Origin of the sequence: Gluconobacter cadivus (assembly GCF_015244745.1) — a bacterium.
GTDB lineage: Bacteria > Pseudomonadota > Alphaproteobacteria > Acetobacterales > Acetobacteraceae > Gluconobacter > Gluconobacter cadivus.
The window spans coordinates 98,563-124,295 of the sequence record NZ_JABCQI010000010.1; the positions used below are offsets into that span (position 1 = coordinate 98,563).

Genomic DNA, 25,733 nt, shown 5'->3' on the forward strand with positions numbered 1-25,733 from the left:
AAACCATGATTTTCTTCCCGACTACAATTACTTGCCCGGATCAGAAACAAGACCGCGATGGACAAGCATTGGCGTAATGTCAGGATCTTTACCATAGAACGCCTTGAACATCGGACCGTAATCCATCGTATGCCCCTTCGAAAGGATCATATCGCGGAAGCGCTGTCCGTTTTCACGCGTCAATCCTCCATGGTCCTGGAACCAGGCAAATGCGTCCTGATCCAGCATTTCCGTCCACAAATAGGCATAGTAACCTGCAGAATAGCCATTGGACCAGATATGCAGGAAATCACTGGAACGATACCGCGGCGGAACAACTGCAACATCCAGCCCCATACCGTCCAGCGCTGCGCCTTCAAATTTGTCCACGTCCTGACGCGGAGCTGAAGCAGGCAGGCTGTGCCACTTCATGTCCAGTTCAGCGGCCGCGACAATCTCGCCCAGTGCATAACCCTGATTGAAATGCGCGGCCTTGCGGATTTTCTCGACCAGCGCTGCCGGCATCGGAGCGCCAGTTTTGTAGTGACGGGCGTAATGGGAAAGCACTTTCGGGTCCAGCGCCCAGTTCTCGTTGAACTGGGACGGAAACTCCACGAAATCCCGTGCCACGCTGGTGCCGGAAAGCGAGGGATATGCCTGGTCCGCAAACAGTCCATGCAGGGCGTGGCCGAATTCGTGGAACATGGTCGTCACATCGTCGGACGTGATGAGTTGTGGCTGACCCGGAGCGGCCTTGGTGAAATTGGCAACGTTATAAATGACCGGCTTCGTTCCCAGCAGCTTCGACTGCCCAACAAAGTTCGACATCCATGCGCCGCCAGATTTGTTGTCGCGCTTGAAGTAATCGAAATACATCAGACCAAGCGGAGATCCATCCTTGTCATGGACTTCGAACACCATGACATCCGGCTGATAGACAGGAATGTCTGTCCGCTGCTTGAACGTAATGCCGTAGAGCTGATTGGCCGCGAAGAACACCCCATCCGTCAGGACCGTCTTGAGTTCGAAATACGGTTTGATTTCATCCTGATCGAGATTGTATTTCGCACGACGCACCTGACCGGAATAATATTCCCAGTCCCATGGCTTCAACTCGAACTTGCCACCGTCTTTGCGAATAGTCTCCTGAAGAACCGCAGCTTCACGCTTCTGTTCCGCAGCCGTGGCCGGGACAAGCTGCTGCATGAAGTTCTCAGCAGCCTCCGGCGTCTTGGCCATCTGGTCATACAGGGTATAGGCGGCGAAGTTCGGATAACCGAAAAGTGCGGCTTTCTGCGCGCGCAGTTGTGCCAGTTCAGCAATCGTGGCGCGGGTGTCGTTCTCATCTCCTTTTTCCGCGCGCGTCCAGCTCTGGTCGAACAGGGCCTTTCGGGTATCGCGGTCGGTCAGGGATGAGAGATCAGGCTGCTGTGTCGTGTTCTGGAGCGGGATCACCCACTTGCCAGTCAGTTTACGCTCCTGCGCAGCCTTGGCGGCGGAGGCGATCGCATTCGCGTCCATACCCGCCAGCGCTTTCTCGTTATCCACGACAAGCGCACCGGCCTTGGCGCTCGCAATCAGCTTCTGCTCATACTGAGTTTCGAGATTGGACAGCCGCGTGTTGATTGCCCGCAGCTTTGTTTTGTCTGCCGCAGAAAGCTGCGCTCCAGCATGGACGAACTGCTGATAATAAATATCGAGGAGCTGCGCCTGTTCAGGCGTCAGTGCCAGCTTCTCCCGACGATCATAAAGCGATTTCACGCGCGCAAAGAGCTTTGCGTTCAGATAGACTTCATCTTCATGAGCCGTCAGGCGCGGGGCTTCCGCGCTTTGCACCTTGTCCAGCGCGTCGTTCGTATTGGCCTGATAGACGCCATAGAACGTCATCTGCACGCGGTTGAGCGTCTGCCCGGCCCGCTCCATTGCAACAATCGTGTTGTCGAAAGTCGGGGCCGCGCGATTATTGGCAATCGCATTGATCTCACGCAGGTGCTCGGCCATGCCGCGCTCGAAAGCCGGGGCGTAGTCGCTGTCCTTGATCTGATCGAAACGGGGCGCCTGAAAAGGCAGCGTACTTGCCGAGAAAAACGGGTTTGTCGCAGCCGCATGGGCTTCAGCAGAAAGAGAGAAAGCCGAAACCGCAGCAACTGCGGCAAGCCTGAAATTGAAAGCCATGAAATCGCCTGTGACAGTCGTGATGATGGCGAACCGTATGGCCTTCACGATGGATCGTCAAACACAAGCTGCTGCTTCTGGAAAGGGCGCAAAACCAGTCAGTTGGCACTTGACGTCATTTTCTCCTTGGTGCGCGCGAACGCCCCTCCCTAGACCGGGAGGGTGTGTTGGCACAGCCGCCTTCGGGGCGGTATTTTTATAGCCGGAGACAACAATGGACTGGACATCGCTGTTCCAGACAATCCTGCCCTATCTGCCCGCTAAATATGCTGGCGATATCGTTTCAATCATAACTTTCCTGATCGCTTCGGCCGCTCTGGCTCTTCGCTTCTGGAAACCCCCTGCCAGCACGTCAAAACTGTTGCCGCTTTTTCAGATCGTCAGCGCCGTAGCGCAGGCAAAAGGCTGGAACACAAGCGCGTATCAGCCGGGCGCAAAAGCCATCATGGTGCCCGTGGGCTCCTCGCGGGTGGATGACGCTGCAAAACTGGGATTGGACATGGCCTCGACGCATCCGAAGGCCGGTGAAGTTCCCAGACGCGTCGAATAATAACCGAATTTTTCCGTCAGCTATTTTCATTGATCTCAGCCGCCTTTCGGGTGGCTTTTTTTTATGTGTGGAGCATTTAATGCGTAATCGTATTCTCGCCCTGAGCCTTGGCACCATTCTTCTCGTTTCCATGAGCGCCTGCACCACGACCGCCAACACGGCCTCGTTCAACACAACCGCCCTGAGCAATGATGCGGCGGCCATTGCCTACGCGGTTCAGGCGATCGAAAGCATTCCCGAACTCGAAAGCCATCTGTCCGAGAAAGACAAAGCGCAGTTCGACAACCTGATCGCCCAGATCAAGAGCGTCTCGGCTCAGGTCGCGGCCAATTCAAACGGCACGATCACGATTGCCACCGGCAAAGACTGGGCCAAAAGCCTTGGAACGGATCTTCAAACCCTGCTGGCCATCGCAACGCCGATCGTGAAGGCTTACTCGCCGTCGACCGCTGGCTACATGTCCACGGTCGCCGCCATGATCCCGCTGGTCGAAGCCCTTGCCGGCGTGACGGCTGCTCCCCTCGCGGCGCCTGTAGAAACGCCGGAACTAATCCGCGCCCGGATCTATCAGGGCGTCTGAGCCGCAATCCAACAACCTCAACATTGGAGCGGTTTGCCTGAACCGCTCCGATATTCCAGTTTCCCTTGCCGGAGTTTCCCCATGCCCCGATGCCTTGGCAAACGTGCGCCCAGACATGATCCCCGCACCTATCGTCTGGCCCCCATGCTGGCCTCACGCCTCCCGGACATTCCCGCGCAGAAGGACTGGTCCGCCGGGGTTCCCTACCAGATGTGGGGCAATGACCGGTATGGCTGCTGCGCCTTCGCAGCGCAGGCGGCGCTGACAGCGACATGGACCCATGCCGCACAGGCGTTGGTCTTACTGCCAACAAGCATGGTGCTGAACAATTACGCAGCCGTCACCGGTTTTGATCCGCAGACAGGCGCCCGGGACAACGGAACAGTACTGCTGGACGAGCTGAATTTCTGGCTCCGCGAGGGCCTCCACCGCCCTGGTCAGACACTGGACTATCTGACGGCCTATGGCACGATCAACCCGCAAGACTGTGACGGTATCCGTCGCGCCATCTGCTATCTGGGTGGTGTGCTGGCAGGGGTTCAGGTTCCTCAGGGCTTTATGGATCTGCCCTTGGGAGCAACATGGGACTGGAACGCCATTTCAGACAGAACGCCAGTGGGGGGGCATGCCATTGCGCTTGTTGGCTACGACCCTGAAGGGCTTTTCTTCAACACATGGGGGACACGGACCTTCATGCCGTGGGACACGTTCACAAAGATCGCCGACGAAGCCTACGGTCTGTTGTCGCGCCAGAACTGGCTCTCCATTCCCGGCACATCGCCAAACGGGGAAACGTTCGACGCGCTTCTGGCAGAAGCGCGAGGCGTATAAAGAGCAATTCGATCTTGCGGATATTTTCAAACGGGTGCGGAGAGGCCAAGCGCCTTTCCCGCAGCTGTGGCCACATCGTGCCGCAGTTTTACAACACTATGACCTCCTGAAGGATGAACCCGGTTCGTCAGGATCAGCACATAGCTGTCACTGTCGGGATCAATCCATAAGGATGTACCGGCAAAACCGGTATGACCAAAGGAACTCCGGGAAAACACATCTCCACGCGGAGATGAATAATGGGTGTCGATATCCCATCCCAGCCCCCGCAGATCCGTTTTCCCGGCTGGCTGCTGCGGCGTGGTCATGAGGACGAGCGTTTCCTGTTTCAGCGGGAAACTGCTCGGCCGTCCTTTCAGCCGATCCAGAAGCGCCTGCGCGTATAGCGACATATCCTGCGCATCTGAGAACAAGCCGGCATGGCCTGCCACACCGCCCATCCTGCGTGCTGTCGGATCATGAACCACCCCCCGCAACATGACACCCTGATCGTCATACTGGGTCGGAGCAATGATCGGCCTCAGACTGGAGGATGGAAGATAGCCGGATTCCTTCATCCCCAACGGATCAAGAATATTGACCTTTACATACTGATTGAGCGGCATCCCGCTCAGCTTTTCCACCAGCAGCCCCAGCATGATGTAGTTGATGTCACTGTAAACAAATTTTTCGCCGGGCGGATTGATCAACGGTGACGTCATGGCCCGCCTGACGCCTTCGGCCTTGCCAGTCCACGGATCATTCAGAGGGACATCAGGCGGCAGACCGGAATAATGGGTCAGCAGCAACCGGATCGTGATGTCGCGTTTGCCGTTAGATGCAAAGTCCGGAAAATACTGGCTGACCCGGTCATCGAGACCCACCCTGCCCTGCTCGACAAGCTGCATCACCGACAGTGCCGTCATGGTCGGTTTGGTCAGGGACGCCATATCGAAATGCGTGTCCCAGCTCAGCGGTTCAGAGGCTGGAACAATTGCCCGCTTCCCGTATGTGAAACGGTGTACGATTTTTCCGTCATGTCCGATGACAACAACAGCGCCCGGCGTTTCCCCTTGTCTGACGGTATTACGAACCAGAACATCCACCGCGTCGAAAGACGATGTCGGACGTGCACAGGCCACCATCTGACTGACACAGACAGCCGCACCACCCAGCAGAACGTGCCGTCGTTTCAGAGAAGCATATTTCATTTCGGCACGTCCGTCTGACATATCCCTGTTTCCCCCGTTCCTGATCCCGAGCCAAAAGACTAGCCGTTTTTTTCGAATGCGCAACAGAGTGGCCCGTTAGACACCATCAGGCGTGGTTTTGGCCACAATTCTCCTGTATGACGCCACTCAACCTTGAAATAACAGTTCAATACGAGTGTTGTCATTTGTCTGAAAAACGCCCAGTTCTGAAGCCATCCACAAACAGGTTTGCGGTTTACACGCTCTCGCTGGTATTCGGTCTCTTTCAGGCGCTGCAATGCTTTCCGCTTGCCTTGATCCGCGGAAAACTGCCCGGTCATGCTTCAGGTGATCTCGTCCAACACATCATTGGCCAGATTTATTTCCTGCGGCAGGGATGGCACTGGCCGCTTCTACTGGATCAGCGACTGGGAGCACCTGCTGGTACCAATATCGGTTTGACGGACAGTATTCCGCTGGAAGCTCTCCTTCTGAAAGTCATTCATCCGCTCTTTCCGGACATGCTTCAGGGGATCATTCTCTATCTTGCCCTGTGCTGGACACTGCAACCGGTCTGCGCAGTTTTCGCATTGCGGTCTCTAGGAGAAAAGCGCCTTCTTCCTGCGTTTGCAGCCGCGGTTTTTGCCTCCTGTTTTCCGACTTTCATCTTCAGAATTGGCCATGCGGCTCTGTGCGGGCAATGGATCCTGCTGCTGGCGATCGGTCTTTATTTCAGGGCCACACGAACTGGTGCAGGTTCCAGACCGGTTTGGCTGCTGGCTCTCATAACAGTTCTGACGCTTCTGATTCATCCCTATCTGATGGTCATGGCCGGTGCCATTCTTGGCGCCGTACCCCTGACTCTTCTGCTACGAAAGAGAAACTGGAAAGCCTGTGCACCCGCGGTAATGGCTACAGCCGCATCCGGACTGGGGATCATCGGCATCGGATCGGTTTTGGGATACTGGGGCAGCGCGAGTGGCGGTGGTTACGGGCTCTATTCCATGAACCTCGCCTCCCCTTTCTGGCCGGTTCATTCCAGTCTTTTTCCGTCTGTCTCCTCCAGCCTCGTAGAAGCAACCGGTGGTCAGTACGAAGGATATCAATATCTTGGCGCCGGTGTCTTGCTGACCCTTGGGCTTGCCCTTCTGAGTCGTCGAGGCATTAAGCTTCTTGCACAACTTCCAAAACAGCATGCCGGTCTGCTTCTGGCATGTCTGGCGCTAACGCTCATTGCTCTTTCAAATCGCATCTACTTTTTACATATTCCGGTTCTACTCACACATTTCAGGGTTCCGGGCGCAGAACAGATGCGATCGTCAGGACGGATGTTCTGGCCGGTTGGTTATCTGATCATGCTCGGAGCAATTTACGGCCTCCGCCGGGCCTGGCCGAGAGTGTGGCCTTTCGTCCTGCTGGCAGGAATTGCACTTCAATGGCAGGACACTCGCAATATCCGTTCTGATGTTCATCAGATTGAACTCTCATTCCTTGAGCCTCCCTCCGCCAAAGACAGTCAGCTTTCTTCGATAATGCAGCCTTTTGACAGGATCGAGATTCATCCTCGCCTGGAATGTGACGGCATTGATGCAATTTATGTCATGCAGTTTCTGTATGCCGCAGCGCTAAAAAATGCGTCGGTCAACACCATGTACACAGCCAGAACAACGCCGCAATCTGCCTGCCACCCTTCAGCCGAACAGCCTCATCCTCTGGATCCGCGGACACTGGTGATCCTGACCGGCGCCTCACAGCGTCTGCACGCGCTACGCTGGAGCAGCCTGCAACACGCAAAATGTGGCGTCTGGGACAAGGCCACGTTCTGCGTTGCAGCGGATGTGCCGCTTCCAGCAGGTCTGTCCCCTCCGCCGCTGCCCCCTGTTTTGCCAATCGATCAGGAGATCGTCACGGCAGGTCGGCAATTTAAGCATGAAGAAATTCTTGAGAATGGATGGTCCAATCCTGAAGACTGGGGCGTGTGGAGTGAGGCGCCTGAAGCCCGCCTTCATTTTAATCTGCCTGCAGATGTCCATACAGCAAATCTTGTATTACGAATGCACTCCTCGCCCGGTACACCGCAGCACGTCCGGGTACTCCTGAACGGGACGCAGATTGCTGAATGGGACGTACAACCTCACGATGCCGACTATACAGCCGACTTCGCGCTCCCTCCTGAAAAACATTCCGCAAGCCTGCAATTACAGATCAGTAATCCGGTGCAGATCGGACAGGACCCCCGTCATCTCGGGCTTGCTCTCCTCAGCCTCAAACTCAACAGACTGAATTGAACCTCTCAAAAACCGGGCATCATCATGCCCGGCCTGCCTGCTTAGTATTTCCGGCGCAGAACGTAAATCGGCCGCTGCTTCGTCTCCATATAGATGCGGCCGATATATTCTCCCAACATACCGATACTGATGATCTGAACGCTGCTGAAAAAAATGATGGCTACGAACAGGGACGCATAACCCGGCACGGAATTTCCCCAGAATATCGTGCGAAACACAATGAAAATTGCATAAAGAATGGCCAGAAAAGCACCGATTGTTCCCAGATACGTCCATAGTCGAATTGGAGCGGAAGAAAAGCTGGTGAAGCCTTCAAGGGCAAAATTCCAAAGCGAATAACCTGAAAATTTCGTCGTTCCCGCGGCTCGGGGTGCGCGGACATAATCAAGAGTGACTGTCCGAAAGCCAACCCACGCAAACAGTCCTTTCATGAACCGCTGGCGCTCGGGAAGCCGCCCCAAGGCTTCAACCACACACCGGTCCATCAGACGAAAATCACCCACATTTTCCGGAATCCGGATGTGAGCAAGCCGATTGTGCAACGAATAAAACCATGCGGCGGTTTTGCGTTTGAGCATGCTGTCGCTGGACCGATCAACCCGCTTGCCCAGCACGACTTCCGCCCCTTCCCGCCAGGCCTGCACCATCCGGGGAATGACGTCAGGCGGATCCTGAAGATCCGCATCGATGATAATGACAGCATCCCCTGTCGCCGCATCAAGGCCAGCCGTCAGCGCGGCTTCCTTGCCGAAATTACGGGAGAGTTCAAGCACCCGAAAACGCCGGTCGGTTTCCGAAAGACGAACCAGTTCCCGCAAGGTCGCGTCACTACTGCCGTCATCCACACAGACGATCTCCCAGTCCGTTTCGGCAATGCCGTCGATAACCGGCAGGATACTCTTAACAAAGTGACCGATCGCGGCCTCTTCATTGTAGAAAGGAACAATCAGGGAAAGCTGGCTGGCCATACAGGTCTTCAAATTCCAAGTCGCTAGCAGGTGATTCTATCAGAAATACCCTGACAACACGCAGGTTTCATTCCAGTCAAACCACAGAAATAACCAGAAAAAAACACTTACCCATTGTCGCTTAACAGGAGCATTGATCTTTCTCCTGCAATCGATAAGGTCTTACCCGAGATCGTTCTCTGCCACATCGCAAATTTTGATCCGTCCACATCGTTCAAGTTTATCTCTCACCAGATTTTCCATTCTTTATGCAAAGCTAGGGAATGTCAGGACCGGAAATGCAAAGTCCATGACAGACAACACCGATACAGGGCCGCGTTCCCACGCACAGGACAATGCCCCGCAATGGCGTCTTGAAAACGAACAGAACACCCTCCTCATGGTGCTGAGCGGAACGTGGCAGGCCAGAACCGGCGCGATTCCGGTCTTTCCAAAAGATGGCCTCCCCAAAACTCCCGATGGATATCTGTCTTTCCAGACCTCTGACATTCAGGCGTGGGACACGGGACTGATCGCGTTCCTATGGGATCTTAAACGCGTTGCCCATAATGCTGGCATCAGTCTGGACATGCAGACACTGCCGGGCCCGATGCGTCAGCTTCTGGAACTTCTGCCCGAAGCCCCGGACGAGCCTGTCCACCACAAGCAACCCCACACGCCCCTTCTGGAAGCCGTTGGTGGCCATGCCATCGCCTCGATGACGGAAGTGGGTGTTGTCTCCGAACTCGCGGCACTGACAGCCAAAGGTGCCGTTCAGACCATTCTCGGCCGAAGCCGGATGCGCCTGAGCGATCTTCTGGCCAACACCAGCGATGCCGGCCCCTATGCCCTGCTGATCGTCGGTATCGTCAATTTCCTGATTGGCGCAATTCTGGCATTTGTTGGAGCTGTCGAACTGCAGAAATTCGCGGCCGGAGTTTACGTAGCCAGTCTGGTCGGAATTGCGATGGTGCGTGAAATGGCCGCAGTCATGACCGCTATCATCATGGCCGGGCGCACGGGCGGCGCCTATGCCGCGCGCATTTCCACCATGCAGGGTAACGAAGAAATCGACGCGTTGAATGTCTTTGGCATTCAACCCTCGACCTACCTCATTCTGCCCGCTGTCCTGTCCCTCATCATCACGATGCCTTTCCTCTATCTATACGGATGTCTCATCGGAATGCTAGGGGGCTTCGTCGTCTCCATTTCGATGCTCGACATCACGGCAGCAGGCTACTTCCATCAAACAGTCACATCTTTCGGAATCGGCCAGTTCATTTTCGGTTTCGTCAAAAGCATCGTTTTCGGTGCCTTCATCGGCCTGACCAGCTGCCGCATCGGCCTCAAAGCCGGGCGTTCGGCTGCGGATGTCGGTATTGCTGCCACACGCGCGGTTGTCGTCGGCATTGTCGGCGTCATCGCCATTGATGCAATCTTCGCCGTCATTGCAGATGTTCTGGGGATCTGACCGACATGCCTGACCAGACCGTCCTGTCCCTGCGTGACGTCACACTCTCCTTTGGTCCGAAGATCATTCAGAAGAACATCTCACTTGATGTGCGCAAAGGCAGCATCTTCGCGGTCATGGGCGGTTCAGGTTGTGGCAAAAGCACGCTGCTCAAAAGCATGATCGGCCTTCTGCGCCCTTCTGTCGGCGAATACCATGTCGGCAACGAGAACTACTGGGCGGGCACCGACGCTCATCGCACCGATCTGAACCATCGTTTCGGCGTCCTGTTCCAAAGCGGCGCATTGTGGAGCTCCATGACCATCGGCGAGAACATCGCATTGCCTTTACAGATGTTCACGGACCTCAAGCCCCCCGTCATCCGTCGCCTCGTGGAACTCAAGCTGGGTTTTGTCGGCATGTTGCAGGCGATTGATCTTTATCCGTCGGAAATCAGCGGCGGCATGCGCAAGCGCGCCGGTCTGGCCCGTGCCCTCGCCCTCGATCCGGACATCCTGTTTTTCGACGAACCCTCCGCCGGTCTCGATCCGATCACATCTGCCCGCCTCGACGACCTGATCCTGAACCTGCGGGACGGCCTCGGTGCTACGATCGTCATCGTCAGTCATGAGCTGTCGAGCCTGTTCCATATCGCCGATGACGGCATCTTTCTCGATGCCAAAACCAAAATTCCCATCGCACACGGCTCCCCAAGAGATCTGCGCGACACCTGTACGGACCCACAGGTGCATGCCTTCATGCACCGCGAACGCGACGACGAAGAAGGAAATACGTGATGAACAGGCAGGCTCTTGTCGGTGCTTTCGTCCTTGGCGGGACAGGTCTGCTTGTTGCAGCGTTCGTCCTGTTCGGCAATTTCCATCCTTTCGCCCGAACGACGAAAGCCGTTCTGGTGTTCCACGGCGCCTCGTCGGGTCTGGCCGTAGGCTCTCCCGTCACGTTCCGTGGCGTTCAGGTGGGCGCAGTGGACCGCGTCGTCATTGAATACAACCCCGCCACGAAAGACGCCTACATCCCGGTCTATGTCACGATGCGACCAGACGACATCATCCTGACCAACAGCACCCGCCATCTTCCCAACCTGCAAGAGCTGATCAAGCAGGGGCTGCGCGGCGAGATGAACCTCAAGAGCTTCGTGACGGGCACATCCGAAATCGATCTGGATTTCTCTCCGTCAACGCCTGCGGTTTTTCATCCCGACATCGCCCGCATCACGGAAATCCCGACCAAACAGTCCACCATCGCTGCCATGACACAGAGCCTTCAGGACCTGCCCCTGAAACAGATCGGCGAGAATGCCGACGCCACTCTGGCCTCGGTCCGTCAGCTTTCGGACAAGCTCGACAAGGATCTGCCTGCCCTGATCCAGAGCATCCACGAAACCTCGGACCACAGCCGCGACATGGTCGATGCGACCCGCAAGGCCATAACAGAGTTCGAGCCTGCCATAACACGCACCCTTCTGAGCGTGGATCGTCTGGCCAATGAGGGAACGACGCAGCTTGATGCGCGCGGACGTGAACTGCGCGCGGTCCTCCAGAGCAGCAATGAAGCAGTGCAGCAGGCCACAAAAAGTCTCGCCAATCTGGAAAATATGACCTCCCCGCGCTCCGCAGACCGGACCAATCTCGAAGCCAGTCTGCGCGATATCGCAGCGGCCGCCTCGGCCCTGCGCGGGTTCGCGACAGACGTCGAACATAACCCGCAACTCCTGCTCACGGGACGTCGGCAGTGAGCCGCACCACCCGCCTTCCCCCGATTTTTCCGGAGAACACCCCCGTGATACGGCTCATGACACGATCTGCGGCACCGTTCGCCCTTTTGACGCTGGCTCTGTTGTCGGGCTGTGCCGCTCCGCCGGTGCAGTTCTATACGCTTGGCGCCCCAGCCATTGCTCAGACCGGCAACACGGCCCTTCCTGCCACAGCCCCGGTCCTGAACGTCGCGCGCGTTGCCCTGCCGGATTATCTGGACAATCAGGACATCATGACCCGCCATGGGGATCAGCTTGACCGCAGCCCTAACGGACGCTGGGGAAGCCGCCTGTCGCAAGGCGTGACGGACCTTCTGGCGGCCCGTCTGGGGCAGGACTGGCCCCATTATATCGTGACCACACAACCATTGACCGAAACCCCAGCACTCCGGCTTGCCGTTAACATCAACCGGCTTGATCTCGACAGCAGCGGCCAAGGAGCCCTACAGGCCGATTGGGCGCTGGTCCCCTCGGACACTCATCGCGCCATCCTGCGCAACCGGGGCTCTTTCACGGCACAGGGCTCCGTAACGACAGATGCAGGCAAAGTCGCCCTGACGCGTGAGCTCGTGGAGCAGCTTGCCTCCCGGATCGACAGCACAATTCCTCATCCCTGAAAGCCCCCCTTTCACTCAGACGGCGAACGCCCTATTTTCCGTGTCCCTGCGCCCTGAGGCTGCAAGTTCGCGGAGCGCCTGATTGAAAAAGACCCTGCTGACCATTCTGCCACTTCTGGCAATGAGCCTTACGGGAGGTGCCAAGGCTGCCGAGGAGCGGGATACGCTCTCAATCGGTCTGGCCATTGAACCACCGGGTCTCGACCCTACACGCGGTTCCAGCGAAGCCATCGGAATGGTGACCTACAACAATATCTATGAAGGACTAGTTCGTCTGGATGAACAGGGAACCATCAAACCCCTCCTCGCTCGGGACTGGAGCGTTTCGCCGGACGGCTTGACCTACGATTTCGCACTCCATGAAAATGTGCATTTTCATGACGGAACGCTTTTGACCTGTGAGGCTGTAAAATTTTCACTTCTCCGCGCCGGAGCCTCAGGCAGTACCAACCCGGACAGAAGCACTTTCAGCCAGATTGCCGATATTTCGTGCCCCGACAGCCTGCACGTCCAGGTTCGTCTTCAGCGCCCCTATGGCAGTTTCCTGTACCAGTTGGCATGGAACGACGCCGCCATCCTTTCGCCAGCCTCCGTAGCGCAGAACATCAGTCACCCCGTCGGCACCGGGCCTTTCATCTTTGGCGAATGGCAACGCGGTGATCACCTGACGCTGAACCGCAATCCGGAATATTGGGGTGTCAGACCCGCTCTGCGTTCCGTCACCTTCCGCTTCATGCCCGACCCGCTTTCGGCCAGCAACGCGCTTCTGGCCGGGGAACTGGATGCCTATCCGTCCTTCCCATCCCGTGAAATCCTGAGCCGTTTTGCCAGCAACCCGCAGCTTGAAGTCGTCCGGGGAAGTTTTCCCTTCAAGGCCATTCTCGCCCTCAACAATGCCCGCCGCCCGTTCAACGACCTGCGCGTCCGACAGGCCATCGCGCAGGCCATTGACCGCAGGGCGCTGATTCAGGCTGTGGCGGAGGGTGACGCGACGCTCCTGCAATCACACATGGCGCCGGATGATCCCGATTACGTCGCCCTGCCCGACCGTTATCCTTACGACCCCGACCACGCCCGCGCGCTTCTGAAGGACGCAGGCATTGCGCCCGGCCTGCATCTGACGCTGGCGTTTCCGCCCATCGGCTATGCACGCGACAGCAGCGAACTCATCGCCGCCTATCTGGAACAGATCGGACTGAACGTCACGCTGCAGCCTGTGGAATGGCCCGCATGGCTCAGCCAGATTTACGGACAGGGCGCCTTCGACATGACCGTCATCGCCCATACGGAGCCACACGACATCACAATCTATGACCGCACACCGGTCTATTTTCACTATCACAGCCCCGTCTTTCACGACCTTCTTCAACGGTACGAGGCCACGGCAGACTCTGCTTTGCGGCATGAGCTTTCCACCCGGATGCAGGCTCAGCTCGCGCTCGACGAGCCGAACGTCTTCCTGTTCTCGATCCCCCGTGAGACCGTCCTGAACCGCCACCTCAAGGGTCTGTGGACCAACCAACCCATCGCAGGCTGCCCGCTGGGTGGCGTCTTCTGGGAGCCATGACGGGAATGAACGTCCTGTCTCTGGCCTTTCAGCGGCTTCTGCTGCTGATCGTTGCAAGTCTTGTAATTTTCGCGGCCATGAACCTCCTTCCCGGCGACCCCGCCTCCGTCATGCTCGGACTGGACGCAAGTCCTGAAAGCCTCGCCGCCCTGCATCATCAGCTCGGGCTGGATACCGCCCTGCCCGCACGATACGCACACTGGGTCGGCAATTTGATGCGCGGCAATCTGGGCCGCAGCTATATTTACGATGTCCCCGTCGGCAACCTGATCGGTGAGCGCCTGCAAAGCACTCTGCCCCTGATCCTGCTGGCCATGATGCTCTCGCTCGGCGCAGGCATCCCGCTTGGCATGACCGCCGCTGCAAACCGGGGGAAAATGCCCGATATGGGCCTTATGGCGATGCTTCAGCTTTTGAAGTCCATTCCTGATTTCTGGCTGGCGATGATGATGACGTTCCTGTTTTCCCTGACCCTTCACTGGCTGCCAGCCAGCGGTTTTCCGGGTTGGGGTCATGGATTTTTCACCGGCCTGAGAGCGCTCATTCTTCCGGCCGTCGCACTCGCCGTCCCGCAGGCCGCCATCACCGCACGCTTCATGCGCTCTTCCCTGATCGAAACCCTGTCCCGGGATTTCATCCGCACGGCCCGCGCCCAAGGCTACAGCCGCTCTGGCGTCCTGTGGAGCGTTGCGTTGCCCAATGCCCTGCTTCCGGTTCTGACGCTGGCCGGGATTCAGCTTCCTGTTCTCATCACAGGGAGCATCATCGTCGAAAGCGTGTTCAGCCTGCCCGGCTGCGGAAAACTTCTGCTGGAGGCCGTCAACCAGCGCGACCTGCCCGTCGTGCAAAACCTCGTCATGCTGATCGTCACCGCCGTCATGATCCTCGGTTTTCTGCTCGCCACACTGGTGCGCTTTCTAGACCCGCGCCTTGGGGAAGAACGCCCATGAACACGCGCGCCAACCCGACACTCTGGACCGGCAGCGCGTTGCTCGGCATCGTTCTGCTTCCTGCATTCGTCACGGCCCTGCTCACGGGCGCCCGTGCTCCGGCAATCGACGTCATGCATCGCTACGCCCCTCTCTCCCTATCACACCCGCTTGGAACCGATCCTTTTGGCCGGGATCTTCTGACCTTCGTGCTTTCCGGAGCGTTCAACAGCGTCCTAATCGCGGCGATGGCCGTGTGCCTCTCGACAGTTGCGGGGACGGCGCTGGGGCTGATGGCAGCTGGGAGACCACCCAAAGTCATCATGGGGCTGGCCGATCTGGGGCTGGCGTTTCCGCCCGTTCTGACCGCCGCTCTTCTAGTCACGGCGCTCGGAGCTTCGGCCACGGGTGAAATCCTCGCCATCGCCCTGTTCGGCCTTCCCGCCCAGATCCGCATCACCCGGCAGGCTGCAAGCGCCATTCTGATTCAGGACTATATCGCGGCCTCCCGTCTAGCCGGACGCAGCACCGTTTCCATTTTACGACGGCACGTCCTTCCAAACATCCTCCCGCTTCTGACGGTTCAGGCAACATCCTCGCTCGCCCTCGCTGTCCTTTCTGATGCGGGACTGTCCTATCTGGAGCTGGGCGCGCCGCCACCCCGACCGGATCTGGGCCGGGCGCTAGCTGCTTACCAGATCCATATTTTCGATCATCCACTTCTGGTCGCCGTGCCGGGCCTGACAATCATGCTGCTCGTACTGGGGTTCAACATGGCCGGTGACGGCTTGCGCGATGCTCTGGATGCCCCGCTACAGGAGCGCGCGCCATGACTCCCCTTCTTCAGGTCCGGGATCTGAGTGTTCACAGCCTAGCCCGTCCCATCCTTCACTCTCTCTCTTTTACCCTTGAAGCAGGACAAATCCTTGCCGTCATCGGCGAGTCAGGTTCGGGGAAATCCACACTGGCCCTGAGCCTCATGGGGCTACTGCCAGCCGGATTCCAGCCTCACGGAGAAATCCGTCTGAACGATGAAAACCTTCTGACGCTTACGGAACCTCAATGGTGTCAGATCCGTGGAAAAACGCTCGGCATGGTCTTTCAGGAACCCATGTCAGCGCTCAACCCCACGCGAAGGATTGGCGCACAGATCGCCGACACGCTTCGGCTTCATACAACACTCACCCGTTCTGAGATCCGCGATCAAACCCTTGTTCTCATGAAGCAGGTCGGCCTTTTGAAAGCGGGCGTGAGCGAACGCGCCTATCCCCATCAGCTTTCGGGAGGACAGCGACAGCGCGCGCTTCTGGCCATGGCATTGGCCTGCAAACCCGCCCTTCTGATCGCTGATGAATTCACCACAGCTCTCGATGCTCGCACCCGTGCAGACATGATGGCACTCGTCCATCAACACACAAAAACGCACCGTATGGCCGTCCTGATGATTTCCCACGATCTCGGTCTGGTCCGCCATCATGCGGATCACGTTCTGGTCCTGAAAGATGGGATCTGCGTGGAACAGGGGCCGACTGCCTCCATATTCGACGCACCCGCCCATCCCTATACACAGGCCCTGCTCGCCATGTCCCTGCATGGCGCGGCCCATACGCCCCTGAGCCGCCTGCCCGTTTATACGGTACCGGCATGACCCCGATCCTTCAGGCCCGGAATGTGACGTTCAGAGTGTCCGGAAGGCAAATCCTGCATACTGTCAGCCTCGATGTCCTGCCGGGCCAGACGCTCGGAATCATCGGCGCGTCCGGCAGCGGAAAATCAACGCTCTGTCGCCTCCTCAGCGGCCTCACCCTCCCCCATGAAGGACAGATCCTGTATCAGGGACAGGATCTCGCAACAGCTTCCCGCGCCATACAAAAGAAGATCCGTCCTGCCATCCAGATGATCTTTCAGGACCCTTACGGCGCCCTCGACCCACGCCAGAGGGTCCGCGAGATCGTCGGGGAGGCCCTTGACCCTGCCCCAGACCGCGAAGCCCGCATTCTGACGACTCTCGCCGAAGTCGGCCTCTCCGCCGAAAGCGCGGACCGCTATCCTAAAGCCTTCTCCGGCGGCCAGAGACAACGCATTGCGATTGCCCGCGCCCTGATCACGCGTCCCTCCGTTATCATCGCAGATGAAGCCGTCTCGGCGCTGGACGTTTCGACACAGGCCATCGTCCTGAACCTTTTGCTGGATCTGCAACAAAAACACGGACTGGCCTATGTTTTTGTCAGCCATGATCTGGCTGTCATCCGCCATATGTCGCACCATATCGCCGTTCTGGAACAGGGGCGGATTGTGGAATCCGGACCGGCCTCCACCCTCCTGAATGCCCCAACGCAACCAAAGACGCGGGCACTGCTCGAAAACTCCTTCTGACCGACGAGGCCGCATGACCAGCCTGAACCTGCTCACCGACATCCCCGGAATCCGCGTCGGCCACAGTGAAGATCTGAACCTGCGCACGGGGGTGACGGTCATTCTGTTCGACGATCCGGTCACCGCCTCCGGCAGCTTTCCGGGCGGCGCTCCGGCGCTGCGGGAAACCGCGCTGCTGGAACCCGAAAATCTGGTCGAGCACATCCATGCAGTCGTTCTGTCAGGCGGTTCCACTTACGGTCTGGATGCCACGACGGGAGTTCAGGCATGGCTGCGGGAACAGTTTGGCAATGCGCCCCTTCCCCCAGGCACGATCCGCGTTCCCATCGTCGTACAGGCCAGTCTTTACGATCTGCCAGCAGGCGGTCAGACGTCCTGGGGCCGCTACTCCCCCTATACCGACATGGGGCATCAGGCTGCCGAAAACGCCCGCCATGGCTGTTTCAGACTGGGCACCGCGGGCGCAGGAACAGGCGCCACAACTGCCACACTTCGCGGAGGATTAGGTTCGGCAAGCACCATAACCCCGGCCGGACACCGCGTGGCCGCTCTGGTCGCGGTCAATGCCGTCGGGACAGCCACAATCGGCGATGGGCCCCATTTCTGGAGCGCGCCTTTCGAACAGGGACGCGAATTCGGCGGTCTGGGCATGCCCACGCATCTCACGTCAGAAGACCTGCGCCTGCGCTCCAAATGGGCCTCCGTCACCGGCACCACGATCGGTCTTATCGCGACGGACGCAACCCTCACCAAAACACAGGCCAAACGCCTTGCCATTCTCGCTCAGGATGGCGTGGCGAGAGGCGTTTTCCCAGCCCATCTACCTCTGGACGGCGACGCCATGATCGGGGTCTCCACACGCGAAAAACCGGCACCCACGTCTCAAGAATGGACGGAAATCCTCCACGCCGCCACACAGGTCACGGCGCGCGCCATCGCCCGTGGCGTTTACGAGGCGAGACCACTCCCCGGCGCCACATTCCTGCCCACATGGCACGAACGGTTCGGAGGAAAAGAAAGACAGGTTTCAGATACGATACAAAAATGACTCGAACCCTAATTTCATATATTTTCTTCATGATCGTATATGATTATAGAACTCAGACCGAGTGTTCTGCCCAAGGCTGAGTCCATGTCCTCTGTTGTGCCGTCCTATCCTGTCCGCTCCCCCCTCCGTCAGGCCATTGCAGCAGACATGCGCAGGCCAGAAGCGGACTGCATCCTCCCCCTGATCGAACAGGCCACACTGACCGAGACGGAACAGCAGAACACGTTCGACGTCGCCCGACACCTCACCCGCACCCTGCGCACGCAGCGTCGTCCGGGCGGGGTTGAAGCCCTTGTGCAGGAGTTCTCGCTTTCCTCCGCCGAGGGCGTGTCCCTGATGTGTCTGGCCGAAGCGCTCCTGCGCATTCCCGATGCTACCACACGCGACGCCCTGATCCGCGACCGGATCGGCACGGGAGACTGGCTGTCTCACATGGGCGGGAAAAAGACCGTTTTCGTAAATGCGGCCTCATGGGGCCTGATGCTAACCGGCAAGCTGACCAACGACACCGATGAAGGACTGGCCGCCACGCTGTTCCGTCTCGTCGGACGGGGCGGCCAGCCACTGGTCCGCCGTGCGCTCGACATCGCCATGCGGATGATGGGCGAACAGTTCGTCATTGGGGAAACCATCGAGGACGCGCGCAAGGTCAGCGCAGAACCCGAAGAACGCGGCTTCAAATACTCTTACGACATGCTCGGTGAAGCCGCGATGACGGAAGCCGACGCCCTACGCTACCGCCACGACTACGAACGCGCTATCGATGTCATCGGCCAGACTGCCCGTGGTGCGAATGTCTATGAAAAAGCGGGTATTTCCATCAAGCTCTCGGCTCTTCACCCCCGCTATGCCTTCGCCCAGCGTGAACGGGTTCTTGAAGAACTCGGCCAGACCCTCAAAGATCTCGTCATTCAGGCGCGCCGCTATGACATCGGCATCAATATCGACGCGGAAGAAAGCGAACGTCTCGACCTCTCGCTCGACCTGATCGAAAACCTGTGTCACTGCCCCGAACTGGACGGCTGGAACGGCATCGGGATCGTGGTTCAGGCTTATGGCCGGCGTGCCCCGAAGGTTCTGGACTATCTAATTGATCTGGGACGCCGCAGCGGGCACCGCCTCATGATCCGGCTGGTTAAAGGCGCGTACTGGGATAGCGAAATCAAGAAGGCGCAGGTCGAAGGCCAGACGGATTTCCCCGTCTACACGCGCAAATGCTACACCGATGTGAGCTATATCGCCTGCGCCAAAAAACTTCTCGCCGCCCGCGACGTGGTTTTTCCGCAGTTCGCCACGCACAACGCCCGTACGCTGGCCACCATCTATACGCTGGCAGGACTGAACTTCCAGATTGGCGACTACGAGTTCCAGTGCCTGCACGGCATGGGTGAGACGCTCTATAACGAAGTCGTCGGACCGCAAAAGCTCAACCGCCCGTGCCGCGTTTATGCCCCGGTCGGCTCGCATGAAACGCTTCTGGCCTATTTGGTGCGCCGTTTGCTGGAAAACGGCGCTAACTCCTCCTTCGTCAATCAGATCGGTGATGAGAGCCTGCCGATCGAAAACCTGATTGAAGACCCGGTCGCACTGGCCAAGGCCGTGGAGCCGCCGGGTGCCTCTCATCCGGCCATTGCCCTTCCGAAAGACCTGTTCGAACCCGAGCGGACTAATTCGCGCGGGCTGGACCTGACCGACGAACACACCATCGCTGCTCTGTCCGGAGCCGTCCGCGTGTCTGCCGAGCAGGCTTTGCAGGACACATCCTGTTCGGGCGAAGCGCAGGATATCCGAAACCCCGCCAGCCATTCCGACCGGATCGGCACTGTCCGTTTCGGAAACGAGGCCGATGTTCGCAAGGCCATCGACTTTGCAGAAAGCGAGATGCCGGCATGGGCTGCTCTTCCCGCTGACGAACGTAGCGCAAAGCTCGACCGTGCGGCTGATCTTCTGGAGCAGCACCAGAAAGACCTGATCGCCCTTCTGGTCCGTGAAGCTGGCAAATCCTACGCCAATGCGCTTTCCGAAGTCCGCGAGGCCGTGGATTTCCTGCGTTATTATGCCGCACAGGCTCAGGACATCGCCCGGACAGGCAGCAGTGCGCCGCTCGGTGTCGTCGCCTGTATCAGCCCTTGGAACTTCCCGCTTGCCATCTTCCTTGGACAGGTCGCCGCAGCCCTCGCAGCTGGCAACACAGTCGTCGCCAAACCGGCCGAGGAAACTCCCTTCATCGCCCTGCGGGCTGTCGCCCTCCTGCGGGAAGCCGGAGTTCCGGAAAACGCACTGCGCCTCGTTCCCGGCGCGGGCGAAACCGGTGCGGCCCTGGTGGCTGACGCCCGGATTTCCGGTGTGATGTTCACCGGCTCCACCGCCGTTGCGGGTCTGATCGCCAAAACCCTGGCCGACCGTACCGGAGTGGACGGGCAGCCCGTTCCGTTCATCGCTGAAACGGGCGGACAGAACGCCATGATCGTGGACAGTTCTGCCCTGACTGAACAGGTGGTGGCGGATGTGCTGGTCTCGGCATTCGACAGCGCAGGCCAGCGCTGCTCCGCCCTGCGCGTCCTGTGCGTGCAGGAGGACTGTGCCGATCGCGTCATGACAATGCTGCGCGGTGCGGTCGAAGAACTGAGGGTCGGCAACCCCGCAGAACTGCATACCGATATCGGCCCCGTCATCTCCGCAGACGCCCGCTCGGGCATTCAGACCTATATTGATGAAGCCCGCACGCAGGGTCGCTTCGTCTGGTCTCTTCCGCTGCCGGAAGACACAGAAAACGGCACCTTCATCGCCCCGACGATCATTGAGATCGACAGTCTGGCAGACCTGAAGGGTGAGGTTTTCGGGCCGGTGCTCCACGTCCTGCGCTTTGAATCCCACGGCTTCGAAGCCCTGCTCAACGCCATCAACCAGTCCGGCTATGGTCTGACATTCGGCCTCCACACCCGGATCGAAAGCCGTATGGCGCATGTCACGTCCCGCATCGAAGCCGGAAACCTTTATGTCAATCGCAACATGGTTGGCGCGGTTGTCGGCAGCCAGCCTTTTGGCGGCGAAAAACTGTCCGGCACAGGGCCGAAAGCCGGTGGTCCGCTAATCCTGCGCCGCCTGATGCGCACCACCCCGCCCCATACCGGTTGGGAAAAACAGGAGCTGCCTGAGCCTGCCCGGCAGTTCCTGTCCTGGCTGATGCAGAGCAGTTTTCCGCTTTATCAGAAGATCGTGGAAAGCATGCAGCACGGCCTGTGCGGCGCCACGCGCGAGCTTCCCGGCCCCGTCGGAGAGACCAATCTCTACCAACTTTTGCCGCGCGGTGCCGTCCTGTGCATCGCCAGTGACCGGGAGACCATGCTTCACGCCGTAGGTCTCGCCCTGAGTGGCGGAAATACGGCTTTCGTTCAGGGCCCCAACGTGGCCTCGGACTGGGTCTCCGACCTACCGCATGCCCTCGCTTTGCATATCCGTCGCACTCAGGGCGGCCGTGTTGCGGGATGCCGGACGATCCTCGCATCTTTCGAAGAACGGCAGATGGCCGAACAGGCCCGCACGGCCCTGTCGCGCTCGGGCATGGTCGTACATCTTTACATGCTTGACGCAAAAAGCCCGATCCGGCCCGAATGGGTGCTTCAGGAAAAGGTCGTCAGCACGAACACGACGGCCGCAGGCGGCAATGCCAGCCTGATGACCATCGGATAATATCCCGCCGATAATATCCCACAGGCATGATCGTTTGTTGCGATCATGCTATGAGGACCGCCCCACTGACGGATAACCGACCTCATGAGCGACGCCGCACCGATTTTCACACCTGTTGATACGAAAAGCGGCTCGGCCTCGCTCGAAATCGCGGACGCCCTGCGCCGTGCCATCACGGACGGCATCCTGACCGACGCGCAGCCCCTGCGTCAGTCCGAACTGGCCCGTAATTTCGGCGTCTCCACCATTCCGGTTCGCGAAGCGCTCAAGCAGCTAGAGGCGGAAGGGCTGATCGCCTTTCTGCCCCATCGCGGCGCCGTGGTAACGGGGATGAGCGAAGCGGACATTCTGGAATATTCGGACATCCGGGCCTCGTTGGAAAGCATGGCGGCTGGCCTGGCCATGACGACCCTCACCCGCGTTGATCTGGCCCATATCGAGGACGCCTATGAGGCATTCGTGAATGGGACAGGTGGCAGTCACGGCATGGCCCAGTCCGGTCGGCTGAACTGGGAGTTTCATGGCGCTATTTATGCCGCTGCCCGTCGCCCGCGACTATACGGCATGATCCACGACCTTCACTCGCGCCTCGACCGCTATATCCGCGCCCATCTGGAGCTGCCGGGACGAAAAACCGCAACGGACGCCGAACATTTCCAGATCCTTCAGGCCTGCCGCAAACGTGACAGCGACGAACTTGGACGACTGACAAAGCAGCATATTCTGGAATCGGCCCGCCTGTCTCTGGATGTCATCCGCGATCGGGCGGTCTCCTGACCGTCATCCTGCCGGATGGGCCGTTACCAGCTTCACAGTCCCGCGTTCATCGAACCAGCAATTCAACGGACCATCCGCGTGGAAAAATCCCGGAATGCTGTCGATGATATGTGCGCTCTGCTCCAGACAGGCTACAAGACGGACGCGAAACACATCCTCCATGCCCGGATCATTGTCTGAGCCGATTAGCCGCGCTGCTTCTCTTAGAGAGGCCGCCGTACCAGCCGGGTCCCGACGCAGCATTCTGAAAGACGCAAGAGCCGTGTTGAGGGCTTCCGTCTGGGCAGTCGTCAACACCGCCTTCTCCGCAGCCCGTCTGAGACGGATCAACAGACGCCCTAGGGACAGGGCGGCAAATGCCCCATCGACATAGCCCTGTCGGTCAATCGGAGTAGAGACCAGAGACAGGCGCATCAACAGACTCGAGACTTTCTGGATCTGCGCCCCTTCCCACACCATCCAGGACGGGACTTTCGCACCCGGCTGACTTGAAAGGCTCTGCAAACTACGCCCCAGAGACAGCACAAGGCGCGATGCATACAGCCTCTGATCGGCTGGCATAATCACCCGGAACACCAGAACAAGCAGCACACACCCCATCAGGATGGCCAGCCACGTATTGATGAGCGTGATGTCATCCACAACCATGCTGTTCGTCACCATCAACTGCATAGCCAGAAAGACCGTATAGCCAAAAGCGCCAATCCCGTAGCGTGGATGAAACTGGAGCCACACGCCGGGCAACATGCACGCACAGATCGACAGCCAGAGCATCGGATACCCATCCACGCGAGGCAGCGCCACGATATGACACAGCCAGCAGGCTGGAACCGAAAGCGCCGTCCCGATCGCCATCGGCACACTGGCCCGGGCAGCCGATGGTACGGTCGACAGCAGGCTCGATGCCGCCACCACATACATGATCATCATCGGACCGGTCGGGAAATACGTGATGTACCAGATCATGCAGGCCAGAAAGGCGATGAGCATTCCGCGCAATCCATTATAGATCGCGGACATCCATTCTACATGCAGCCCGCCTCGCACCCGGACATGCGCGCCACGCGGGCTGGACAGATCCAGCACGATTTCCCGAAGCTGAAACAGAATATCACGAGTATTATCGACCGACGCCTGCGCTTCTGGCGATATCGCAGAACGCTCCAGATTTGCCAGCCGTTCCAGCGCGTCTTCCAGACATGCGAGCACGCTCTGCGGTTGCTCGATCCATCGCGCACTCTCCGTCAAAGCAAGGATCCGGGTCAACGTATCGCGGATTTCACGATGCACATCTGCCGAGAGCGGGTTCGCGATCCCCAGATTACGCCAGTACGGATGATAGGACGCAACCAGCCCCGTCATGCGACTGACCGCCAACCTGTAACCCCGCACCCCGGCATGAATATCCGGATTATCGGTCGCCGCGTATTCGATGGCCGGTCCCAGACGCGCAAGCTGCCCCAGAAGGCGCTGCCTACCGTCATACAGGGTCTGCGGCAGCGTCCGGAATGCCCCATCGGCAACGGCTAGTTCCGCATTCTGAACGTCCTGTATGACGGCAGGACGAACCAGTCCTTCATGAAAAACCAGAGCATGACGCAGGGTCTCGCGGAACGCACCCGAAAGCGCGTCCATCGTCCCCTGACGCCGTCGGGGCGACGTCACCATGAAGACTGCCGCCGTCACCACAATTCCGAGCGCCACGTCCGACACCCGCATCATCGCAGACAGGAAAATATTCTCGGGATGGGCGAAAGCCGGCACGGCCACGATAACGATCGTATATCCGGCCAGAACCGCCGCATAAGCCCTGAAATACCGCAGGCATGTCGCCGTCATGCAGGCCAGTCCGACAAAGACCGAAAGCGCCATGAAATACAGAACCGCGGACTGTACAAATATCGCCATGACAGCCGTGCTCAGTGCTGCTCCGATCACCGTTCCGGTCATGCGCCACACACTTTTGGACACCAGCGCGCCCACGGTCGGGTTGGCAACGATCAGAACGGTCGTGACCGTACTCATCGGCGATTCAAGCTGGATCATGAACGCCAGAAAGAGCGCAATTCCGATGGACAGGAAAACACGCGCCGTGAAAGCGGCTGTCGCAAGGAAATTCCGCCAGCGGAGGCTGCTGCGGTCAAAAGAAAACATCTGACGGAAAAGGTTTTTCATAAGGAGCCGCAGTTTCAGCAGGAAGAGACATCAGACAGGGAAAATCTGCTCTCCATCATGCCAAGCTGATCCCGGAGCATCTCTGCCTCCTCCTCGGGAAGCCCTTTGGTCAGCCGGGCCTCAAGCTCCGCTGCAATCTGCTGGAACCTCCGACACCGTGCCATCCCGGTTTTCGTCAGCGCCACAAGGTTGGAGCGTCGGTCATGGGGATCGGGCTCTCGGGAGATCAACCCTTCCCGTCCCAACTGGTCCAGAACCCGGACGAGTGCCGAACTGTCCACCCCCATGACTGACGCCAGATCGCTCTGCTTCAGCCCGTTTCCCATCACCATCAGATAGGCCATGGGCCGCATGGTCGCGAGCGTCATGCCCTCAGGGCGCAGAAGACGGTCAAGCTGGGCCCGCCAGAGGCTCGACAGCCGCATGACATGAAAGGTCAGTTCCATGTCATGAAAACTGCTCTCCCGAAGAAGGGACGCACCATACCGGACAGCCATTTTCAATGACACCTCAACTGTTGACATATCAATAGATTATATGACAACATACGATTTGAAAACAGATCCTGTTGACATTTTCGTCAGGAGGTTCAGTTTTTGATCCATATCACTAACCGACTCTCCCTCGCCTAATGAAGGACTCGGTGTGTTTGATTGAGGAGCGTTGTGGGCGAGTTGTCTTACAGTCTGGCGTTTGGCAGTCTGGTGGTTGACGCTGGAGCTGGTTTCTGATGCTGGCTGAAGTTAACCTGTTTGGCGTTTTCGTTGCTCCGCTTTCCATTTATGCCGTAGCGGCGGTCTTTGTGACG

Annotated in this window: 21 protein-coding genes; 16 read left to right on the forward strand and 5 right to left on the reverse strand. The window is 58.4% G+C overall.

Annotated features, from left to right (window positions below):
* Positions 1 to 27: 27 nt before the first annotated feature.
* Positions 28 to 2,154 carry a M3 family metallopeptidase gene (locus HKD28_RS13745; RefSeq protein WP_194268824.1) on the reverse strand — a complete coding sequence of 709 codons (2,127 nt, stop codon included), beginning with the start codon at positions 2,152 to 2,154 and terminating at the stop codon, positions 28 to 30.
* A 214-nt stretch (positions 2,155 to 2,368) separates the two neighbouring features.
* Between HKD28_RS13745 and HKD28_RS13750 the strand changes: the two genes are divergently transcribed.
* The 3 genes from HKD28_RS13750 (at position 2,369) to HKD28_RS13760 (ending at position 4,115) form a co-directional block, all read left to right on the forward strand.
* Positions 2,369 to 2,704 carry a hypothetical protein gene (locus HKD28_RS13750; RefSeq protein WP_194262899.1) on the forward strand — a complete coding sequence of 112 codons (336 nt, stop codon included), beginning with the start codon at positions 2,369 to 2,371 and terminating at the stop codon, positions 2,702 to 2,704.
* A 79-nt stretch (positions 2,705 to 2,783) separates the two neighbouring features.
* Positions 2,784 to 3,284: a hypothetical protein gene (locus HKD28_RS13755; protein ID WP_194268800.1), complete on the forward strand. Its 501-nt coding sequence runs from the start codon at positions 2,784 to 2,786 to the stop codon at positions 3,282 to 3,284.
* Between the two features lie 81 nt (positions 3,285 to 3,365).
* Positions 3,366 to 4,115 (forward strand): C1 family peptidase, encoded by a 750-nt coding sequence (locus tag HKD28_RS13760; RefSeq protein ID WP_194268801.1) that lies wholly within the window; start codon positions 3,366 to 3,368, stop codon positions 4,113 to 4,115.
* Between the two features lie 26 nt (positions 4,116 to 4,141).
* On the opposite strand, the gene HKD28_RS13765 is transcribed toward HKD28_RS13760, so the two are convergent.
* Positions 4,142 to 5,326, reverse strand: a complete 1,185-nt coding sequence (locus tag HKD28_RS13765) for a serine hydrolase domain-containing protein (protein ID WP_194268802.1) — start codon at positions 5,324 to 5,326, stop codon at positions 4,142 to 4,144.
* A gap of 164 nt (positions 5,327 to 5,490) precedes the next feature.
* Here HKD28_RS13765 and HKD28_RS13770 point away from each other — a divergent pair, with 164 nt between their 5' ends.
* The gene (locus HKD28_RS13770) at positions 5,491 to 7,572 is read left to right on the forward strand and encodes a DUF6311 domain-containing protein (RefSeq protein WP_194268803.1); all 2,082 of its coding nucleotides are present in this window, start codon (positions 5,491 to 5,493) and stop codon (positions 7,570 to 7,572) included.
* Between the two features lie 41 nt (positions 7,573 to 7,613).
* Here the strand turns inward: HKD28_RS13770 and HKD28_RS13775 are convergent, their stop codons facing one another.
* Positions 7,614 to 8,540, reverse strand: a complete 927-nt coding sequence (locus tag HKD28_RS13775) for a glycosyltransferase family 2 protein (RefSeq protein ID WP_194268804.1) — start codon at positions 8,538 to 8,540, stop codon at positions 7,614 to 7,616.
* Positions 8,541 to 8,829: 289 nt separating this feature from the next.
* Between HKD28_RS13775 and HKD28_RS13780 the strand changes: the two genes are divergently transcribed.
* The 12 genes from HKD28_RS13780 (at position 8,830) to HKD28_RS13835 (ending at position 22,750) form a co-directional block, all read left to right on the forward strand.
* Complete coding sequence (locus HKD28_RS13780; RefSeq protein WP_194268805.1) at positions 8,830 to 9,990, forward strand: MlaE family ABC transporter permease; 1,161 nt, start codon at positions 8,830 to 8,832, stop codon at positions 9,988 to 9,990.
* Between the two features lie 5 nt (positions 9,991 to 9,995).
* Positions 9,996 to 10,766, forward strand: a complete 771-nt coding sequence (locus tag HKD28_RS13785; RefSeq protein WP_099287469.1) for an ABC transporter ATP-binding protein — start codon at positions 9,996 to 9,998, stop codon at positions 10,764 to 10,766.
* Positions 10,766 to 11,725: an MlaD family protein gene (locus HKD28_RS13790; RefSeq protein ID WP_194262907.1), complete on the forward strand. Its 960-nt coding sequence runs from the start codon at positions 10,766 to 10,768 to the stop codon at positions 11,723 to 11,725. Before HKD28_RS13785 ends, HKD28_RS13790 begins: the two co-directional genes overlap by 1 nt.
* 56 nt (positions 11,726 to 11,781) lie before the next feature.
* A complete protein-coding gene (locus HKD28_RS13795; RefSeq protein WP_194268806.1) occupies positions 11,782 to 12,360 on the forward strand; it encodes a PqiC family protein in 579 nt (192 codons plus the stop codon).
* Positions 12,361 to 12,442: 82 nt separating this feature from the next.
* A complete protein-coding gene (locus tag HKD28_RS13800; protein WP_235993489.1) occupies positions 12,443 to 13,927 on the forward strand; it encodes an ABC transporter substrate-binding protein in 1,485 nt (494 codons plus the stop codon).
* Positions 13,924 to 14,877, forward strand: a complete 954-nt coding sequence (locus HKD28_RS13805; RefSeq protein WP_194268807.1) for an ABC transporter permease — start codon at positions 13,924 to 13,926, stop codon at positions 14,875 to 14,877. The genes HKD28_RS13800 and HKD28_RS13805 overlap by 4 nt, the downstream gene beginning before the upstream one ends.
* A complete protein-coding gene (locus HKD28_RS13810; RefSeq protein ID WP_194268808.1) occupies positions 14,874 to 15,689 on the forward strand; it encodes an ABC transporter permease in 816 nt (271 codons plus the stop codon). The genes HKD28_RS13805 and HKD28_RS13810 overlap by 4 nt, the downstream gene beginning before the upstream one ends.
* The gene (locus HKD28_RS13815) at positions 15,686 to 16,504 is read left to right on the forward strand and encodes an ATP-binding cassette domain-containing protein (protein WP_194268809.1); all 819 of its coding nucleotides are present in this window, start codon (positions 15,686 to 15,688) and stop codon (positions 16,502 to 16,504) included. The genes HKD28_RS13810 and HKD28_RS13815 overlap by 4 nt, the downstream gene beginning before the upstream one ends.
* Positions 16,501 to 17,232, forward strand: coding sequence for an ATP-binding cassette domain-containing protein (locus HKD28_RS13820; RefSeq protein ID WP_194268810.1), 732 nt, complete (start codon positions 16,501 to 16,503; stop codon positions 17,230 to 17,232). Before HKD28_RS13815 ends, HKD28_RS13820 begins: the two co-directional genes overlap by 4 nt.
* Before the next feature lie 13 nt (positions 17,233 to 17,245).
* On the forward strand, positions 17,246 to 18,280 hold the full coding sequence (locus HKD28_RS13825; protein ID WP_194268811.1) for a P1 family peptidase: 1,035 nt from the start codon (positions 17,246 to 17,248) through the stop codon (positions 18,278 to 18,280).
* A gap of 84 nt (positions 18,281 to 18,364) precedes the next feature.
* Positions 18,365 to 21,973: a bifunctional proline dehydrogenase/L-glutamate gamma-semialdehyde dehydrogenase PutA gene (putA, locus tag HKD28_RS13830; protein WP_194268812.1), complete on the forward strand. Its 3,609-nt coding sequence runs from the start codon at positions 18,365 to 18,367 to the stop codon at positions 21,971 to 21,973.
* An 84-nt stretch (positions 21,974 to 22,057) separates the two neighbouring features.
* Positions 22,058 to 22,750 (forward strand): GntR family transcriptional regulator, encoded by a 693-nt coding sequence (locus tag HKD28_RS13835; RefSeq protein ID WP_194268813.1) that lies wholly within the window; start codon positions 22,058 to 22,060, stop codon positions 22,748 to 22,750.
* Between the two features lie 3 nt (positions 22,751 to 22,753).
* On the opposite strand, the gene HKD28_RS13840 is transcribed toward HKD28_RS13835, so the two are convergent.
* Positions 22,754 to 24,925, reverse strand: a complete 2,172-nt coding sequence (locus HKD28_RS13840) for an FUSC family protein (RefSeq protein ID WP_194268814.1) — start codon at positions 24,923 to 24,925, stop codon at positions 22,754 to 22,756.
* A 14-nt stretch (positions 24,926 to 24,939) separates the two neighbouring features.
* Positions 24,940 to 25,422, reverse strand: coding sequence for a MarR family winged helix-turn-helix transcriptional regulator (locus tag HKD28_RS13845; RefSeq protein WP_194268815.1), 483 nt, complete (start codon positions 25,420 to 25,422; stop codon positions 24,940 to 24,942).
* Positions 25,423 to 25,733 lie beyond the last annotated feature (311 nt).